Genomic DNA, 16,853 nt, shown 5'->3' on the forward strand with positions numbered 1-16,853 from the left:
AGTTATCACCACTTAGCCTATCGATTAGCACGGGAATACACTACGAAATTCGCGTGAACTTGATGTGATAGTCGTTTTCTTCTTCCTTGAGGTAAGACAGCTCAAATTCCTCCGCGCGCTCTTCCACTTCCTTGAGTAGAGGGAGTGGGTTGTGCGGGGCAATGAGGATCATGGCTTGGCCCACGTTCAGCGTGCCCAAAGCGCCGTGGATGGCGCCGTGGCGCACGGCGTGGGGGATTTCCGTGGCGTTGAGGGTGGGAATGGAGTGTTGCTGGGAGGAATCGGTGATGGGAAGTTCCATGGGGGAGAGTCATCCTTTCGGAGGTGGGGTGAGAGTTTTACCTTGCCACCAATATTAGTACGATTAAAGCCGTGATAAATAATAGGCTCGCGCACCGCTTCTTCTTCCTTGCTTGCGCCGGGCTGTCCTTGCTGCTTGGGCTCGCCGCCGGGGCATCCCTGCTCGGCGTGGGATTCTCACCGGCAGCTTCTCTGGCTGCGGATCATGGCCCCTTGATGGTCTTCGGCTTTGTCGGCGGCGCCATCGGGTTGGAGCGCGCCGTCGCCGTGCGCACGCGGTGGGCATGGATAGGCCCCATCTTCCACGTCGCCGGCTTCGTGGGCATCGTGGCGGGCCTGCCGCGGCAGGTTCCGGCTTTGTGTTTTGCCGCAGGCTTCATAGTGCTGGGGTTTATCTATGCCACCATCCACCGGCGCCAGCCCGCCTTGTCCATCATCGTGCAGGCCACCGGCGTCATCGGCGGGGTAGCGGCGGCCCTGCTGTGGGCCATGGAGCCGGCCTTTTCTACTGCGATGCCGCTGTGCGTGCTCTACGTGGTAGCGACGATCATCGGCGAGCGCATGGAGCTAGCCCGCATCACCATGGCCGGCACCCAGTCAGAAAAGCGCATTACCCTGTGGGTTTTGGGGCTGGCGGCGCTCAGCGTGGTCTATATGCTCTCCCCGGCAGTGGGCTATCGCGCCATGGGCGCGGCGCTTATCGGCGTTGCGGTTTCTACCGTGCGCGTGGATGTGGCGAAGAACCTGGTGCGCTCGCGCGGGCTGCCGCGCTATTCCGCCGCCTGCATGCTCGCCGGGTATTTCTGGCTGGCCCTCGGCGGATATTTCTGGCTGCTCTACGGGGAAAGCTCCGGCTTTGCCTACGACGCCTCCGTGCACGCCATCTTCTTGGGCTTTGTCATGTCCATGATTTTTGCCCATGCCCCCATCATCATTACCTCCGTCATCCGCCGCCACTTGCCCTACCATCCGGTGCTCTTCCTCCCCGTAGCGGTCCTGCACGGCGGGCTGGCGCTGCGCATTCTTGCCGATGTCGCCCGCCACACCGTCGCCTACCAAGTGGGCGGTCTGACTACCATCGCTGCCGTCTTGGTTTTCCTCGCCTGCGGCATTACTTTGTCGGTGAAGGAGGCCCACCGTGCACATTAATGACATCTCTCTGGCCGCCCGCAGCCGCTGGCACATCGTGACCGCTGCGCTCATCGGCGCGTGGGTGCTCATCGGCATCGGCATCAACGTGGCGGGTCACTTGGGCGCGCCCGTGGTGTGGTGGGATCTCATCCACCCGCTGACCATCGGCGCGCTGACCACCGCCATCATCGTATTTTCCACCCACTTCACCGAGGCGCTTACCCGCACCGCCAATAACGGATACCGGGGCGTGGGCGCGCGCGTGGTACTCATCCAGGTGGGCCTCATTCTGCTCATGATCGATCGCGCGGGCTATGACTGGGGCCTGCTTGCCGATGCCGCCTCCCTCCTCATCATCGCCGCCCTTGCCTGGCAGCTCGCATTCACCTACACGCGTTTGCGCGGCTCGCTTTCCGGGTCTTTCGCGGTGACGGTGCCGTTTTATGCGGCCGCATCCATCTTCATGATCGTTTCTGTGATCCTCGTGATTTTAAGCGGCAATGGCGTGGGCAACTATTCCTTCCTGGTGGCGGCGCACTCGCGCGGCATGGTCTGGGGGTTTGCGTGGCTGACCATCGTGGGCACCATCGTGACGCTCCTTCCCACCTTGTCCAGCACCGCGATTTCGCCCACCGCGCGCACCAGGTGCACGCGCGGGCTCATCGTCCACTGCGCCGGGCTAGCGCTGACCATGGTCTGCGGCGCGGTGGGGTGGACGCGCGCGGCGGGCATCGCCCAGCTGCTCGTCGTGCTCGCCGCCATCATGATCATCCAACCCGTCCTGGCCACCGTGCTGGGGCGCAACCCCCGGCTGACCACTGCATCGGTTTCCGTCATCGCGGGGCTGCTATGGATGGTGGCCCTGTGCGCCGGGGATGCCGTGGCCGCAGCGCTTGGTGCCTATCCGCGCGTCATCACCCTATTTTTGGTCCCGGCCTTCATCGGTGGTGGAGTCTTGCAAATGGTCACGGGCGTATTGCACCACCTCTTGCCCACGCTGGTGGGAGGGGGACCTGCCAAGGTGCACCACGGCCGGGCTACCGCGGACCACGCGGGTTTTGCCCGACTCGTCCTCATCAACCTCGGCGCCCTGCTGAGCCTTGTCAATGCCCTGGCTGCCGGGCTTATCCTCATGGGGATAGGCTTAGCATTAAACGTGCTTGCCGTGGGCCGCGCCGTTTACCAACAACAGAATCTGGAGAATTAAATGCTTAGTGTTTCTTCCCCACAGCCACAGGATAAGCCGCCGGAGTCCGGCAACTCCCAGTGGGCCTCGTGGCTGCTCATCGGTATCGCGCTTGCCGCGGTTATCGCACTGGCCCTAGTCAATACCACCTCTAAGGACTCCCAGCCGTCGAGCTCTGTGGCCGAAGGCGAAACCCACACCATTGACGTGGAAGTCGATGGCATGGCCTTCGTCCCCAACCACGTCGATGTGGATCCCGGCACTCACTTGGTGGTTAACTTCACCAATACCGGCGACCAAGTCCACGATCTCAAGATTGGCGATGCCGAAACCGGCCGCGTCGATCCCGGCGATACCGTGCAGCTCGATGCCGGCGTCATCGACTCGAGCATCGAAGGCTACTGCACCATCGCCGGCCACCGCCTGCAGGGCATGACCTTTGACGTCAACGTGGGCGATTCCACGCCAAGTACCGGCGGGCACGATCATCACCATCACGCCGTGGCCGGGGCGTCCAACCCGCACGTTGATGTTCCCAGCGCCGCCGAACTCGGTGCCTCCCGCGAAGGTTTTAAAGCCCATGACGCCTCCCTCGCGCCAGCGGCCAATACCACCACGCATGAAGAAACCTGGTCTATGACCGAGGAAATCGTTGAGGTAGCCCCCGGCGTCAAGCAGATGCAATGGCTCTTTAACGGCCAAGCGCCCGGGCCGACGCTGCGCGGCAAGGTGGGCGATAAGTTCAAGATCACCATCAAGAACGAGGGCAGCATGGCCCATTCCATCGACTTCCACGCCGGTGAGGTCAGCCCCGATGAAAACATGAAGTCCATCCAGCCCGGGGAAGAACTGACCTACGAGTTCACCGCAAATCGCGCCGGAATCTGGATGTACCACTGCTCAACTGCCCCGATGTCCCTGCACATCGCCAACGGCATGGCCGGCAACGTCATTATTGATCCACCAGATCTTAAGGACGTGGATGCCGAGTACAACTTCATCGCCAACGATGTCTTCCTCGGCGAGGAAAAGACCGGCGCCGATGCCCAGCGCGTAGCCGATGGCGAGTTCGACCTCATGGCCTTTAATTACTACCCCAGCCAGTACGACGTCGATCCCATCAAGGCCAAGGTAGGCGATACCGTTCGCCTGTGGATCCTGAACGTGGGCCCCGATCAGCCGCTTAGCTTCCACGTGGTGGGCGAGCAATTCGATACCGCCTACAAGGAAGGCGCCTATCTCATCAAGGACGAGGAAAAGACCGGCTCGCAGGCCTTCGACCTGCTTCCCGCGCAAGGCGGGTTTGTGGAAATGACCTTCAACGAGCCCGGAACCTATTCCTTTGTCAACCACATCATGACCAACGCCGAGAAGGGACAGCACGGCAAGTTCGTCGTCACCGAATAAAGCGGCCTTAGTTTCCCGCCCCTAGCCCCGCACTTCGTCCCCTCGCCCTTCGCGCTCACCAGGGCACTGCAGAGAGGTAGATCCACCTCTCCCCGTGAGCGCGAAGGGCGGGTGGGTTCTTCGAGCGCTGCCTCTCCTTGGCGCTCACTGGGTGGAAGTATCTACGGGCGCACCGCCTTGCCGGTGAGCGCGAAGGGCGCGTGGGAGGCGAGTGGTGGGCGCATGGGGAGCGCCGGAGTAAACGTAGACATAAGGAAACCGCCGCGGGCCATCCAAATATTGGACAGCGCGCAGCGGTGAAAGGACCGAGGAACTACCTAGGCACCGTGGCCCGGGGTTTCTCCTTCCAATTGCTTCCGGTTGGAGCGGATAGGCTCCCACGCGGTATTGGAGCGCATCGGGGTGGTGCGCTCATCGCGGGAACGGTAGACCACGTACGGGCGGGTAACGTAGCCGACCGGCGCCGAGAAGGCATGGACCAGGCGGGTAAAGGGCCACACGGCGATGATGGTGAAACCGCAGAGGACGTGGACCTTAAATTGCCACGGGGCACTGGCCATGAGATCGGGCTGGATGTTGAAGATCAACAGCTGGCGCAGCCACGGGGAAATGGTTTCGCGGTAGTCGTATCCACCGGTGCCGGCGAGGTCAAAAAGCTGCAGGGTAAAGGTGGCAAAAGAACCCGATACCAGCGCGAGGCCGAGCAGCGCGTACATGACCTTGTCCGAGGTAGAGGTGGACAAGAACACGGAGCGGTTCTTCAGCCTGCGATACAGCAATCCGGCAAAGCCCAGCAGGACTGCCAGCGCGGCGATGGATCCTGGGATGGTGGCCAGGAGGTGGTAGGCGTGGTCGCTGATGCCAACGGCCTGGGTCCAGGACTTGGGGAAAGCCAAGCCCATCAGGTGGCCGATGACGACGAAGACCATGCCCCAGTGGAAAAGCGGCGAGGATAAACGCAGCAGCTTGGATTCATAGATTTGGGAGGAGTGGGTGGTCCAGCCGAATTGGTCGGAACGCCAACGCCAGAAGATGCCCACGAAGAATGCCGCGATGGCTAACCACGGGAAGGCACCCCAGAGGAAGTTATCAAACATGATGTGGCTCCTAGACGAGGTCTGGTTGGGTAGTGGGGAAGGGTAGGTCTGCAATGCCGACCATCTCGGCGGGTGGGCCGGTGCGGATGAGATCGACGTACTTTTGCGCGGTATCAGAATCGACTTCTGGAAGGGCCTTGCACAGCGCGACGATCAAGCTGACATACGGCGAACGCTCGCGGGCGAGGGCCGCGCGCAGCACCTCGATTCCTTCGCGGTAGCTGGCTACCAATTCGACGGCGCGCTCGTGCGTATCCTCCTCGCTCATGGCGAGGGCTTCGAGGACCACGCAGAGGTGATCGGGCAGTTCTTCATCCGAAATTTCGAAGCCGAGCGACTCCAATTGCTGGCGGAAGGACAAAATAGCCATCCCGCGCTGGCGGGTATCGCCAACAGCAAAGTAGGACAGGTACAGCGCGCAGCGGCGGCGCTGGTCAAAGGTCTCGACGTAGTGCTCTTCCAAGCCGCGGGGGCCGATGCTGCGGGCCCATTCGGCGAAGTTGATGAAGTCGGTGGCAATGGCCAGCGGCAGGTCATCTACCTGGTCTTCGACCACTGAGAGGCGGTCAAAGATGTCTTCGCCGGGGTAATTAAGCAGCACGGACACGGCCATGGCGACGATTCGCCGCTGGTCTTCGGTGACCTCGACCGGCGTGACGAATTCGTTAGGGACCTGACCGGTGTGGGTGCGCAGCGTTTTTTCGACGTCCTTGGCACCGCCCATGGAACCGATGCCGGCGGGTGTTCCGAATCCTGCCACGGGGGCATCGCCACCCTGCTGGGCCGATTGCCGCTGCAGGGATTCCTGGCGTTTGCGGAGTTTATCGAAGATATTCACGGCTTAACCTACTTCCGCGGCGGGAACATGGCATCGGGCCGGTCACCGCTCCAGGAGAGCAGCGAGACCTTGCCCTGTGGTTCCGCGCCGTGGGTACAGGCCTCGGGCGCACCCATGCCTAGGTCGTGGAAGACGTCCTCGGAGGCCTTGGCCGGGTCCACATCGCCAAACGGGTCCAAGTCGGTAATGCCGCGCGGGGATTCGGGCGAGGCGGTGGGGATGACGTAGCGGTCATCGTATTTAGCGATGGACAACAGGCGGTACATGCCTTCCATGTCCCTGCCCGTCATGCCGACTGCCTGCGCGATCTCCTCCTGCGGCTCATTGCCCAGGTTGATATCGCGCATATACGAGCGCATGGCGACGAGCCTGCGCAGGGACTTTTCCACCGGGACGGTATCGCCGGCGGTAAATAGGCCCGCCAAGTATTCCAGCGGAATGCGCATATTCGATAGCGCCGAGAAGAGGATCTTGTGGTCCTCACCGTCGTTGCCGGTTGCGGTCACCTTGTCAACGATGGGGGACAGCGGCGGGATGTACCAAACCATCGGCAGCGTGCGGTACTCCGGGTGCAGCGGCAGAGCGACGCCGTACTTGAAGATGAGGTCGTAGATCGGCGACTGCTGCGCGGCATCGATCCAGGAGTGCGGGATTCCCTCGGCCTGGGCCGCGCGGACAACCTCCGGGTCGTGGGGATCGAGCATGATCGACTTTTGGGCCTCGAAAAGGTCCTGCTCATTCTCGGTGGAGGCGGCCTCGGCGACGCGGTCGGCATCGTAGAGGATGACGCCCAAGTAGCGCAGGCGGCCCACGCAGGTCTCGGAGCACACGGTGGGCTGTCCCACCTCGAGACGCGGGTAGCACAGCGTGCACTTTTCGGCCTTGCCGGTTTTGTGGTTGAAGTAGACCTTCTTATACGGGCAGCCGGATACGCACATGCGCCAGCCGCGGCAGCGGTCTTGGTCCACCAGGACGATGCCGTCTTCGGTGCGCTTGTACATCGCGCCAGAGGGGCAGGAGGATACGCAGGTCGGGTTCATGCAGTGCTCGCAAATGCGCGGCAAGTAGAACATGAACGAGTCCTCGATTTCCTTCTTGATCTCGAGGTTCATGTTGTGGAGCACGGGGTCATCGTCAAGCGTGGCAGTAGAGCCACCCAGGTTATCGTCCCAGTTGGAAGACCATTCGATCTTGCCGATGTCCCGGCCATCGATCTGGGAGACCGGCTTGGCGGTGGGCTGGGTCTTCTGACCTGCCTCGGCGCCCATCAGGTCCTCGTACTGGTAGGTCCAGGGCTCGTAGTAATCCTGGATGGTGGGCAGGTTGGGGTTGTGGAAGAGGGTGGCCAGCTTTTTGAGGCGGCCGCCAGCCTTGGGCTTGATCTTGCCGGACGCCGTGCGCTCCCAGCCGCCCTTCCACTTTTCTTGGTCCTCCCAGGTGCGCGGGTAGCCGAGGCCGGGGCGGGTTTCGACGTTATTGAACCAGATGTACTCGGTGCCTTCGCGGTTGGTCCATGCCTGCTTACAGGTAACTGAACACGTGTGGCAACCAATGCACTTGTCCAGGTTCATGATCATGGAGATTTGGGCCATGACTTTCATTAGTAGGATACCTCCTGGGAACGGCGGCGTACGCGGGTGACTTCATCGCGGTTATTGCCGGTAGGGCCGATGTAGTTGAAGTGGTAGGTCAGCTGGCCATAGCCGCCAGCGATGTGCACCGGTTTGATGGAAATGCGGGTCAGCGAGTTGTGCGTGCCGCCGCGGCGGCCGGTGTGCTCGTTGATCGGCGTGCCCACGGTGCGCTCCTGCGCGTGGTTGCACAGCATGGTTCCCTCCGGGATGCGGTGGGAGACGATGGCGCGGGCGGAGACGACGCCGTTGCGGTTATATACCTCAACCCAGTCGTTGTCCGTGACGCCGATTTTCTCGGCGTCCTTATTGGACATCCAGACCACCTGGCCACCGCGCGAGATGGACAGCACGTGCAGGTTGTCGAAGTACTGCGAGTGGATGGACCACTTATTGTGCGTGGTCAAGTAACGCAGCGTGACTTCGGCCTCGCCGCGGTCATTGGTCAATTCCGTGCCCGGCGCGAATTCGCCGTGCATGTGGACGTGATCGAGTGGCGGGCGGAAAATCGGCAGCGATTCGCCGTAATCCATGAACCAGTCGTGGTCGATGTAGTACTGCATGCGGCCGGTCAGCGTGTGCCAGGGCTTATCAAACTCGACGTTGATGGAAAAGGCGGTGTAGCGGCGCTTATTACGCTTATCGGCGGTCCACTCGGGAGAGGTGATGACCTCCTTCGGGCGTTCCTTGATGTCATCCCAGGTGATGCGTACGTCTTCATCGGGAGTGCCCAGTGGCGTCAGATCCTTGCCGGTGCGTGAGGATAGGAACTCAAAACCTTGCTTGGCTAGCTCACCGTTGGAGACACCAGACAGGTGCAAGATGGCGTCGATGACTTTGGTGTCCTTGGACAGATCCACCAGCTCGCCCATGGAGGTCTCCGTGGTGCCGCAGATGAGCTCGAGCTCCTTGACCTGCTTTTCCACGTTGAACTTGGTGCCGTGCACGCCGGTGCCGGCCTTGGCGGGAAGCGGGCCTAAGTGAGCCCACTTTTCGTAGACCTTGGTGTAATCGCGCTCGACCACATGCAGCTTCGGCATTGTGACCCCAGGGATAAGGCCCTGTTCTTCGGGGTCGGGGACGATGCCGTTGGGCATGCCGAGCTCGTCCGGGCTGTCGTGGTGGCTCGGCTGGGTAATGACATCGCGTTGCACACCGAGCCACTTGGTGGCTTTATCGGAGAGCGCTGCGGCCAAGTCCCGGAAGACCTCGTAGTCCGAGCGCGCCTGCCACGGCGGGTTAATCGCCGCGTTAAACGAGTGCAGGTACGGGTGCATGTCGGTAGAGGACATGTCGTGCTTTTCGTACCAGGTAGCGGCCGGGAAGATGAGGTCCGAGACCAGCGTGGTGGAGGTATTGCGGAAGTCCGTGGTCATCATCAGATCCAACTTGCCCTCCGGTGCCTTATCCACCCACTTGATGCTGCGCGGGCGGTCTTCGGGGGCTAGTTCTTCCGCGGTGGCATCCGAGTCGATGCCCAAGAGATGGCGCAGGAAGAACTCGGTGCCTTTGGCGGACGAGCCGAGCAGGTTGGTGCGCCAGTTGAGCAGGATGCGCGGCCAGTTTTCCTCGGCGGACGGGTTGTCATAGGAGAATTCCAGGCGGCCATTTTCTAGCTCTTGGACCACGTAGTCGTTGATGTCCATGCCGGCCTCATCGGCTTCATCGGCAAGGAAGAGGGAGTTGCGGTTGAACTGCGGGTAGGCCGGCATCCAGCCGCGGCGCATGGATTCCGCCATGGTATCGGAGACCATCTTGTCACCAATGGAGCCATGGCTGGCAAGCGGCGAGCCCAAGTGAGAAGCGCGCGAGTTATCGTAGCGGTACTGCTCGGTGGCGAAATAATAGAAACCGGTGGTGATCATGTGGCGCGGCGGGCGCTGCCAGTCTGCGGCCATGGCCCACTGGGTCCAGCCGTTGATTGGGCGGAGTTTTTCTTGGCCCACGTAGTGCGCCCAACCGCCACCGTTGACGCCCTGGGTACCGCACATGGAGGTCAGAGCCAAGAAGGTGCGGTAGATATTATCGGCGTGGAAGTAGTGGTTGACGCCAGCGCCCATGATGATCTGCGAACGGCCCTGGGAGTCTGCGGCGTTTTGCGCGAATTCGCGCCCGATGCGGATCGCGGTATCAGCGGCCACGCCCGTGAGCTCTTCCTGCCAGGCGGGGGTGCCGACTTCGCTAGGATCGTGGAAGTCCTTTGGCCAGCTACCCGGCAGGTGGAGATCTTCGCGGTTGACGCCGTAGTGGGCGAGCATGATGTCGAAGACGGTGGTAACGAGCTTGCCGTCGACCTCGCGGACGGGGACGCCGCGGTGGACGATGCCCGCGCCAATCGGCTTATCGGTTCCCACGTCCTCTGGGTTGGTATCGAGGTCAAAGCGGGGGAAGAGCACCTCGGCGGTGTCAAAGCTATCGGTTTCTGCGATGGACATGACCGGATCGGCGTTGTCCAGCGCCAGGTTCCACTTGGCGCTTTCGTTATCCCAGCGGTCTGCCACGGTGCCGCCTGGGTCAACGATGCGCCCGTCTTCCTCCATTACCAGGCCACGGTGGGTGGCGTTGGGGGAGGAGTTCAAGGTGGCATCGGCAAGCTGCGAGGCGGTGAGGAACTTGCCCGGTGTGTAGGTACCGTCGCCGCGGTCTTCCAGGGACACCAGGAAGGGCGAGTCGGTGTATTTGCGCATGTAGTTCAGGAAGTACGGTTCCTGGCGGTCCACGTGGAAGGTCTTCAAAATGACGTGGCCCATGGCAAAGGCGAGCGCGGCATCCGTGCCTGGCTCGATGCGGGCCCATTCATCGGCGAATTTGGTGTTATCCGCAAAGTCGGGCGAGACCACGACGACCTTGGTGCCCTTGTAGCGCGACTCCACCATGAAGTGGGCGTCCGGGGTGCGGGTAACCGGGATATTCGAGCCCCACATCATGAGGTAGGAAGAGTTGTACCAGTCACCGGATTCGGGGACATCGGTCTGGTCGCCGAAGGTCTGCGGCGATGCCGGGGGAAGGTCGGCGTACCAGTCATAGAAGGAGAGCGCGACGCCGCCGATGGTCTGCAGGAAGCGCATGCCGGCACCATAGGAGATCTGGGACATGGCCGGGATCACGGTAAAGCCGTTGATGCGGTCCGGCCCGTACTTGCGGATGGTGTAGACGTGCGCGGCCGAGGCGATATCGATGGCCTCTTCATAAGAAATGCGGATAAGCCCGCCCTTGCCGCGCTGGGAAATATACGCCTTACGCTTTTCTGGGTCCTCCTGGATGGCGCGCCATGCCAGGACGGAATCGCCGTGCTTTGCCTTTTCCTCGCGGAACATATCCACTAACACGCCGCGGGCATACGGGTAACGCACGCGGGTAGGAGAGTAGGTGTACCAGGAAAAGGAGGCACCGCGCGGGCAGCCACGGGGCTCGTACTCTGGCATGTCATTGCCGGTGGTGGGATAATCCACCGCCTGGGATTCCCAGGTGATGACGCCGTCTTTGACGTAGACCTTCCACGAACACGAACCGGTGCAGTTCACGCCGTGGGTGGAGCGCACCATCTTGTCGAAGGCCCAGCGATTGCGGTAAAAGACGTCTGCCTGGCGGCCGCCCTTTAAGAAAAGTTGCTGGCCAGAGTCGGTAGCTTCGCCTTTGCGCAGGTAGGCGCCAAGCTTAAAGAGTGGATTTGAGTTGCCTTGTTCGGGCGCGAAGTATGCAGTCATGGGGAATGAAAGCTCCTAATTATCCGGGGAATGGGGCGTTGGGGCGGGCGTAGTAGATCCACACCAGCACGGTGGTGATGGCGAAGTACACGGCGCAGCCCCAGAAGAACGTCGGTGCAGACATCATGGAGAGCAAGACACCTGCGACAAACGGGCCGAAGGCGCCGATGGCACCGGTCCAACCGATAACGCCGCCTGCTTGGCGCTTGGGCAAAATCATGGGCATTTGCTTAAACGTGCCGGCATTGCCCAGGCCAGTGAAGAAGAAGAAAATGAGCATGGTGCCCAGGAACCACCAGACCTCATCGGGCTCGTCCGGGGTGAGGAAGAAGGTGGCCACGACGGTAAAGATGGTCATGCCCAGGCAGCCAATGAAGGTCCAGATGGCGCCGCCGAACTTATCGCACAGTGGACCCCACAGCGCGCGGACGAGCGCGCCGATGAGTGGTCCGAGGAAGGCGTAGCTCGCGCCGGCAGGAAGGTTGTCGTAGGCGCCGGCAAATTCGGAGCCTTCGCCGAAGATTTGGTTAATAAGCAGCGCGGTTTGTGCCGCGAAGCCGGAAAATGCGCCGAAGGTCATGAAGTAGACGACAGTAAGAATCCAGGTGTTCTTATTGCCAAAGATGTCCATCTGCTGGCGGAAATTCGCCTTCACGGGAACGTCCTTGAGCAGGGTCCATGCCAGGAATGCGCCGACGATGGCCCACGGGACCAAGAAGATGGCGGGGTTGTGGACAAAGATTTCGCCGTCATCGGTGCGCTGCGGGGCAACAAAACCTACACCCAACAGGGTAAAGCCCATGAGCCATGGGGCAACCAGCTGGATAAAGGAGATACCGAAGTTACCGATGCCGGCCTGGATACCCAGCGCGGTACCAGAGAGGCGCTTGGGGAAGAAGTAGCCGGTCGAGGGCATGAATCCGGAGAAGACGCCGCCGCCGATGCCGGAGAGGAAGGCGAGGGTCATCAGCCACCAGTACGGGGTGGAGGAGTCCTGCACCGCGAAGAACCAGCCCAGCATGGGGATGATAAACAGCAGCGAGGAGCTGAAGACGAGCTTGCGCGTGCCCAGGATGGGCGGCAAGAACATGAAGATGAGGCGGAAGATGCCGCAGGCCAATCCGGGGATGGCGGTCAGCCAGTAGAGCTGGCTGCGGGATAAGTCGAAACCGATCTGGTTCAACTGTGGGGCAATTGCCGATACGAGGTACCAGGTGGCAAAGCCAATGATAAGGACGAATGTGGAGATCCACAGCGTGCGCCAGGCAATTTTAGAATCCCAGTGGTCAGAATCTTCTGGATCCCAACCCTGGATGACTTTGCCTGAGGTATCAAGAGCAGTCATGATTTCCTCACAGATAGTAGGTTGTTCAACTCTTTAATCTACCGGCGACTATGCTCAAAAAGGTAAATAAAACCGATAAAATCCGTATCTAATTACGACACACAAATGTTGCGTAATTCTTGATCGATTCCGATGTTGCTGGTTAGCCCCGTGCCTCAAGTGTGTTGGTATCGAAAACGGAATAATGTGATATTAACCACACTCTATAGTGGGGAAGGAATGAGACTCATGTCCCAAAGAAAGGCGCAGATAATCGTCAGCTCGGACCGCATCCTGGCCGGGGAAAAATCGAACCGCGCCGGGGAGAAAGCGGCAGAAATCCTGCGCGCGCACGACATCGAGGTGGCACCACCCAGCATCGTGCCGGAGGGCTTTACGCCCGTCGATGACGCGCTGCGCACCGCCGTGGATACCGGCACCGATATTGTCGTGATTATCGGCGGCACCGGCATCGGGGCGACGAACCTGACCCCAGAGGTCACCGAGCGCTATATCAAGGCCCGCCTCTATGGCCTAGAGACCCAGGTGCTCCTGCGCGGGCTCGAGTCCTCGCCCAAGGCTGGCCTGTCTCGCGGGATCATCGGCATGACCGAGCACGGCGGCGGCAGCCTCATCATCAATTGCGCCTCATCCACCGGCGCCGTGGCAGATGCCCTTGGGGTTATTGCGCCGCTGCTTGCCGATGTCTTCCGCTCCCGCGGCGAATAATTCTCCTCCTCACCCCTCCCCGTAACCCTCCCTTCGTGCTCACGGGGAGGGTGGACTGTGGCTAAATTAGCCGCGCCGGTGAGCGCGAAGGGCGGGGTGTGGCTGAATGTCCTGTAATTCGGCCGGGGTATCGTAATCGCGTTCGGCACCGGTGCCGGCCACCTCGACGAAATCGGCGCCGCGAACCAGCCTTCGCACGGAGACATTGCGGGTGGACTCCAACGCACCTAGGCACCCAAAGAGCGCATCGGTATGCCACAGCGAACACAGCGGTTGTAAGTACCCATCTGCGGCGCGGGTAATCGCGGCACCGGCGGTGGGCGCGGCATGCAACGCTCCGTTCAGGTGTGGGAGCAGTTGCGGGGAATCGGGAGCATCCACCGCGAAGAGTGCCAGGCGGTCACAATGCGACAAAGCACGCGCACCGGCCTCGATGCCGGCGACGGGGCCACCAAAAAGCGGCGACTCGTACACCTGCGGCATACCGAGGTAATGCGGGGAAATAACGATAGACGGCATGCCATAGGGAAGCTGGCGCAGCAGGCGGTCCACCAGGCGCAGGCCAAAGGCGCGTACCTGTGCCTTATCGGCCCCGCCCATGCGGCGCGATTGCCCGCCGGCCAAAATGATCGCGCCGTCCATTAAGCCTCCGGGAGGGTCCTAGACCAATCGCCGGAGCGCCCGCCCGACTTCGCCACGATGCCGCACCGGCGAATATACGCGGAGCGATCGACGCCCTTGACCATGTCAATGAGCGCTAAGGCGGCAACGTTGACCGCGGTCAGTGCCTCCATTTCCACGCCGGTGCGGTCGGCGGTGCGCACGGTGGCGGTGATCTTCACGTGGGCATCAGCAAGCTCGAGATCCACCGCGCAGCCATGCACGCCGATGGTGTGCGCGAGCGGCAGGAGCTCTGGGACCTTCTTCGCCGCGGAAATGCCGGCGATGCGCGCGACCGCCAGCACGTCGCCCTTGGGCACGGTGCCCTCGCGCAGCGCGGTCATGATCTCCGGGGAACAGGCGACCTCGCCCTCAGCGGTGGCCGTGCGCACGGTCGGTTGCTTCTCGGTCACATCGACCATGTAGGCGGTGCCGGCGGAATTGAGGTGGGTAAACTCCATAGAAAATTCTCCTCGTTAATACAGATAGACGGTGGTTTCTTCGCCCGCGGCGGGGGCATGCCCATCGATGATGCAATACCCATTCGTACCTGCCAGCGAGACCACGCGGTGGCTGCCGCGGCTTAACGCGCCAGTAATCCTGGGCTTTCCCGCAAAACTTACGGTTACAGGAACAATGAAGGGGCGCGTGCTTGCGGGTGGCAGTGGCACCGCCACCTCCGCACGCACCTGCACGGTCTCGCGCGGATGTGGCTGGCCCGATAAGGCGGCGATAAGCGGGCGGGCATAAAGCTGGAAACCAACGAAAGCCGCCACAGGATTGCCCGGCAGCGCAAGCACTGGAACACCCCGCCACGTGCCGATGCCCTGCGGCGCGCCGGGCCGCTGGTGAACGTGCCCGAACCACGAATTATCGCCCGTGCCCAGCACCCCGTGCACCACATCGAAGGCGCCGGCCGATACCCCGCCGGAGGTAATGATGAGATCGTGGGATTCGGTGAGCTCATCGAGCAATCTGGATAACTCCGCGGGGTCGTCGCCGACGTGGAAGTAGGACTCCGTGTGGGCGAGGGAGGCGAGCATCGGCCCATTGGAATCTGGCAGGCGCCCTGGGGAAAGCTCGTCTGGATACGAAGAAAGCTCATTGCCGGAAGAAATCACCGCAATGTGTGGGCGCCGGTAGGCCTGCACCGAATAGATGCCGGTGGATATAAGCGCTGCAATAACCGCGGCATTCGCGGTGGTCCCGGCCGTAGCAACGACGGTGCCTGGCCGTATATCTTCGCCGGCGGGGCGGATATGCGTTTTTGCGGGCGCTTCGGTGATGGTGACCCTGCGCGGCAGCTCCGTAGGCCCGGGCGGGACGGTGGTGTTTTCTACTGGGACGACGAGCAGGCCAGCGGTATCACCCACCGGCGCACCGGTCATGATGCGAACGGCCTGGCCGGCGGGAACTTCCTGGGCGGTAGCCCCGGCGGGGACATCGCCTGCGACCGGCAGCGTCCACGGGCCCGTGCCCGAAATATCAGTGGCGCGGACGAGGAATCCATCCATGGCGGAATTAGCAAACGGCGGGACGGGAAAACGCGCGGTGGCATCCTCTGCTAATACCCGGCCGCGCAGCGCTGGGCCCACGGGAACGGACTCTGCGCGCGGGGCCGGCGCCAGCGCCAGAACCGCGGAAAGGTGCTCAGAAATGGAACGCGATGCGGACATAAATAATTAGATTAGCCGCCAATGGCTGACATGGGACGATCCGGCTGCAAAAAGCCTTCATCATCAATGCCGTGGCCGGGTTTCTTCGTCCACATTTCCCCGGCCCATGCCTCCATCAACTCCTCGTCGCTCGCGCCAGAGCGCATGAGATCCCGCAATTGGGTTTCGGAATTGCCAAAAAGGCAGTTGCGCACGGCGCCATCGGTGGTAAGCCGGGTGCGGTCGCAGTCGCCACAGAAGGGATGGGTTACCGAGGCGATAATGCCCAGCTTGCCGGCGGTGCCATCGGGGGCGATAGCATCCCACAACGCGGCCGGGGCCGATCCGCGCGGCTCCCGCGCCGGGCGCATGGAAAAGTGGTCCTGGAGCCTGAGCAAAATATCATCGGCGGTGACCATGTCTTGGCGGCGCCACTTTTCGCGCGGGCCGAGAGGCATCTGCTCGATAAAGCGCAGCTGGGCGCCCTGGTGCAGGGCATAGTCCGCCAGCGGGACGATATCTTCCTCGTTGACGCCGGGCATGACCACGGCATTGATCTTGACGGGATTCAATCCGGCATCGGCCGCAGCGGCGATGGCCTCGAGCACGTGGGATAGGCGGTCGCGGCGGGTGAGTGCGGCATAGCGCTGAGGATCGATGGTATCCAGCGAGATATTGATGCGGTCGAGCCCCGCGGCGGCAAGCTTTGCGGCGCGCTTTTCCAGACCCAACCCATTGGTAGTCAGCGCCGTGGACGGTGCGATGCCTTCATCCGTGGTGAGTTCCTTGGTGGCGGCGATGATATCTGCCAAGGATTTGCGCAACAGCGGTTCGCCGCCGGTAAAGCGCACCTGGCGGATGCCGAGCTTTTCCACGCCGAGGCGGATAAGCCGGATGGTTTCTTCATCGGATAGCGTTTGCTGCGTGGGCATCCACTCTAAGCCTTCGGCCGGCATGCAGTACGTGCAGCGCAGGTTGCAGCGATCCGTAAGCGACACGCGCAGGTCGCGGGCCCTGCGGCCGTAGCGATCAACCAAGGCGCGGGTGCCGTCGCTTGCTGCGGCAGGTAAGTCCTCCGGCGGCTGCGACCGGCCCACGGTGGGCAGGGGTAGGGAGACCGCTGAAGAAGAAGGCGTTGGTGAAGTCATTGCTGCCAGTCTAAGAGTGGGGAACAAGGTACACCAAGCT

The 16,853-nt window shown here is 61.8% G+C and carries 14 protein-coding genes; 4 read left to right on the forward strand and 10 right to left on the reverse strand.

Features of this window, described 5'->3' with window-relative positions; all coding sequences use genetic code 11:
- Positions 1-40 precede the first annotated feature (40 nt).
- Complete coding sequence (locus HMPREF1261_RS11160) at positions 41-301, reverse strand: DUF2249 domain-containing protein (RefSeq protein ID WP_005282371.1); 261 nt, start codon at positions 299-301, stop codon at positions 41-43.
- A gap of 71 nt (positions 302-372) precedes the next feature.
- Between HMPREF1261_RS11160 and HMPREF1261_RS11165 the strand changes: the two genes are divergently transcribed.
- The 3 genes from HMPREF1261_RS11165 to HMPREF1261_RS11175 are packed head-to-tail and all read left to right on the forward strand — an operon-like array spanning position 373 to position 4,024.
- Positions 373-1,449: a hypothetical protein gene (locus HMPREF1261_RS11165; protein WP_023031032.1), complete on the forward strand. Its 1,077-nt coding sequence runs from the start codon at positions 373-375 to the stop codon at positions 1,447-1,449.
- The gene (locus HMPREF1261_RS11170; RefSeq protein WP_023031033.1) at positions 1,439-2,638 is read left to right on the forward strand and encodes a hypothetical protein; all 1,200 of its coding nucleotides are present in this window, start codon (positions 1,439-1,441) and stop codon (positions 2,636-2,638) included. Before HMPREF1261_RS11165 ends, HMPREF1261_RS11170 begins: the two co-directional genes overlap by 11 nt.
- Positions 2,639-4,024, forward strand: coding sequence for a multicopper oxidase domain-containing protein (locus tag HMPREF1261_RS11175; RefSeq protein WP_023031034.1), 1,386 nt, complete (start codon positions 2,639-2,641; stop codon positions 4,022-4,024). It abuts the gene before it with no gap.
- A gap of 317 nt (positions 4,025-4,341) precedes the next feature.
- Here the strand turns inward: HMPREF1261_RS11175 and narI are convergent, their stop codons facing one another.
- The 5 genes from narI to HMPREF1261_RS11200 are packed head-to-tail and all read right to left on the reverse strand — an operon-like array spanning position 4,342 to position 12,642.
- Positions 4,342-5,121 carry a respiratory nitrate reductase subunit gamma gene (narI, locus tag HMPREF1261_RS11180; protein WP_005280178.1) on the reverse strand — a complete coding sequence of 260 codons (780 nt, stop codon included), beginning with the start codon at positions 5,119-5,121 and terminating at the stop codon, positions 4,342-4,344.
- Between the two features lie 10 nt (positions 5,122-5,131).
- Positions 5,132-5,959, reverse strand: a complete 828-nt coding sequence (gene narJ / locus HMPREF1261_RS11185; RefSeq protein ID WP_023031035.1) for a nitrate reductase molybdenum cofactor assembly chaperone — start codon at positions 5,957-5,959, stop codon at positions 5,132-5,134.
- Positions 5,960-5,967: 8 nt separating this feature from the next.
- On the reverse strand, positions 5,968-7,560 hold the full coding sequence (narH, locus tag HMPREF1261_RS11190; protein ID WP_023031036.1) for a nitrate reductase subunit beta: 1,593 nt from the start codon (positions 7,558-7,560) through the stop codon (positions 5,968-5,970).
- Complete coding sequence (locus HMPREF1261_RS11195) at positions 7,560-11,297, reverse strand: nitrate reductase subunit alpha (RefSeq protein WP_023031037.1); 3,738 nt, start codon at positions 11,295-11,297, stop codon at positions 7,560-7,562. Before HMPREF1261_RS11195 ends, narH begins: the two co-directional genes overlap by 1 nt.
- Before the next feature lie 19 nt (positions 11,298-11,316).
- Positions 11,317-12,642 (reverse strand): NarK/NasA family nitrate transporter, encoded by a 1,326-nt coding sequence (locus HMPREF1261_RS11200; RefSeq protein ID WP_005280182.1) that lies wholly within the window; start codon positions 12,640-12,642, stop codon positions 11,317-11,319.
- Between the two features lie 228 nt (positions 12,643-12,870).
- Here HMPREF1261_RS11200 and HMPREF1261_RS11205 point away from each other — a divergent pair, with 228 nt between their 5' ends.
- Positions 12,871-13,350, forward strand: coding sequence for a molybdopterin-binding protein (locus HMPREF1261_RS11205; RefSeq protein ID WP_023031038.1), 480 nt, complete (start codon positions 12,871-12,873; stop codon positions 13,348-13,350).
- Between the two features lie 66 nt (positions 13,351-13,416).
- Here the strand turns inward: HMPREF1261_RS11205 and HMPREF1261_RS11210 are convergent, their stop codons facing one another.
- Genes HMPREF1261_RS11210 through moaA form a run of 4 tightly spaced genes read right to left on the reverse strand, consistent with a single transcriptional unit; the run spans position 13,417 to position 16,813 of the window.
- Positions 13,417-13,992: a molybdenum cofactor guanylyltransferase gene (locus HMPREF1261_RS11210; RefSeq protein ID WP_023031039.1), complete on the reverse strand. Its 576-nt coding sequence runs from the start codon at positions 13,990-13,992 to the stop codon at positions 13,417-13,419.
- The gene (gene moaC / locus HMPREF1261_RS11215) at positions 13,992-14,471 is read right to left on the reverse strand and encodes a cyclic pyranopterin monophosphate synthase MoaC (protein ID WP_023031040.1); all 480 of its coding nucleotides are present in this window, start codon (positions 14,469-14,471) and stop codon (positions 13,992-13,994) included. Before moaC ends, HMPREF1261_RS11210 begins: the two co-directional genes overlap by 1 nt.
- 15 nt (positions 14,472-14,486) lie before the next feature.
- On the reverse strand, positions 14,487-15,686 hold the full coding sequence (locus tag HMPREF1261_RS11220) for a molybdopterin molybdotransferase MoeA (protein ID WP_023031041.1): 1,200 nt from the start codon (positions 15,684-15,686) through the stop codon (positions 14,487-14,489).
- Between the two features lie 11 nt (positions 15,687-15,697).
- Positions 15,698-16,813, reverse strand: coding sequence for a GTP 3',8-cyclase MoaA (moaA, locus tag HMPREF1261_RS11225; protein ID WP_023031042.1), 1,116 nt, complete (start codon positions 16,811-16,813; stop codon positions 15,698-15,700).
- Positions 16,814-16,853: the final 40 nt, after the last annotated feature.

This window comes from Corynebacterium sp. KPL1818, assembly GCF_000478135.1.
In the GTDB taxonomy this organism is placed as follows: Bacteria; Actinomycetota; Actinomycetes; order Mycobacteriales; family Mycobacteriaceae; genus Corynebacterium; species Corynebacterium accolens.

What these genes read in the sequence shown, in the direction of transcription:
- narH (WP_023031036.1), bottom strand. Translation starts at nt 7,560, where the DNA reads ATGAAAGTCATGGCCCAAATCTCCATGATCATGAACCTGGACAAGTGC.
- HMPREF1261_RS11210 (WP_023031039.1), bottom strand. Translation starts at nt 13,992, where the DNA reads ATGGACGGCGCGATCATTTTGGCCGGCGGGCAATCGCGCCGCATGGGC.
- HMPREF1261_RS11160 (WP_005282371.1), bottom strand. Translation starts at nt 301, where the DNA reads ATGGAACTTCCCATCACCGATTCCTCCCAGCAACACTCCATTCCCACC.
- HMPREF1261_RS11200 (WP_005280182.1), bottom strand. Translation starts at nt 12,642, where the DNA reads ATGACTGCTCTTGATACCTCAGGCAAAGTCATCCAGGGTTGGGATCCA.
- HMPREF1261_RS11205 (WP_023031038.1), top strand. Translation starts at nt 12,871, where the DNA reads ATGTCCCAAAGAAAGGCGCAGATAATCGTCAGCTCGGACCGCATCCTG.
- HMPREF1261_RS11220 (WP_023031041.1), bottom strand. Translation starts at nt 15,686, where the DNA reads ATGTCCGCATCGCGTTCCATTTCTGAGCACCTTTCCGCGGTTCTGGCG.
- moaA (WP_023031042.1), bottom strand. Translation starts at nt 16,813, where the DNA reads ATGACTTCACCAACGCCTTCTTCTTCAGCGGTCTCCCTACCCCTGCCC.
- moaC (WP_023031040.1), bottom strand. Translation starts at nt 14,471, where the DNA reads ATGGAGTTTACCCACCTCAATTCCGCCGGCACCGCCTACATGGTCGAT.
- HMPREF1261_RS11195 (WP_023031037.1), bottom strand. Translation starts at nt 11,297, where the DNA reads ATGACTGCATACTTCGCGCCCGAACAAGGCAACTCAAATCCACTCTTT.
- HMPREF1261_RS11175 (WP_023031034.1), top strand. Translation starts at nt 2,639, where the DNA reads ATGCTTAGTGTTTCTTCCCCACAGCCACAGGATAAGCCGCCGGAGTCC.
- narI (WP_005280178.1), bottom strand. Translation starts at nt 5,121, where the DNA reads ATGTTTGATAACTTCCTCTGGGGTGCCTTCCCGTGGTTAGCCATCGCG.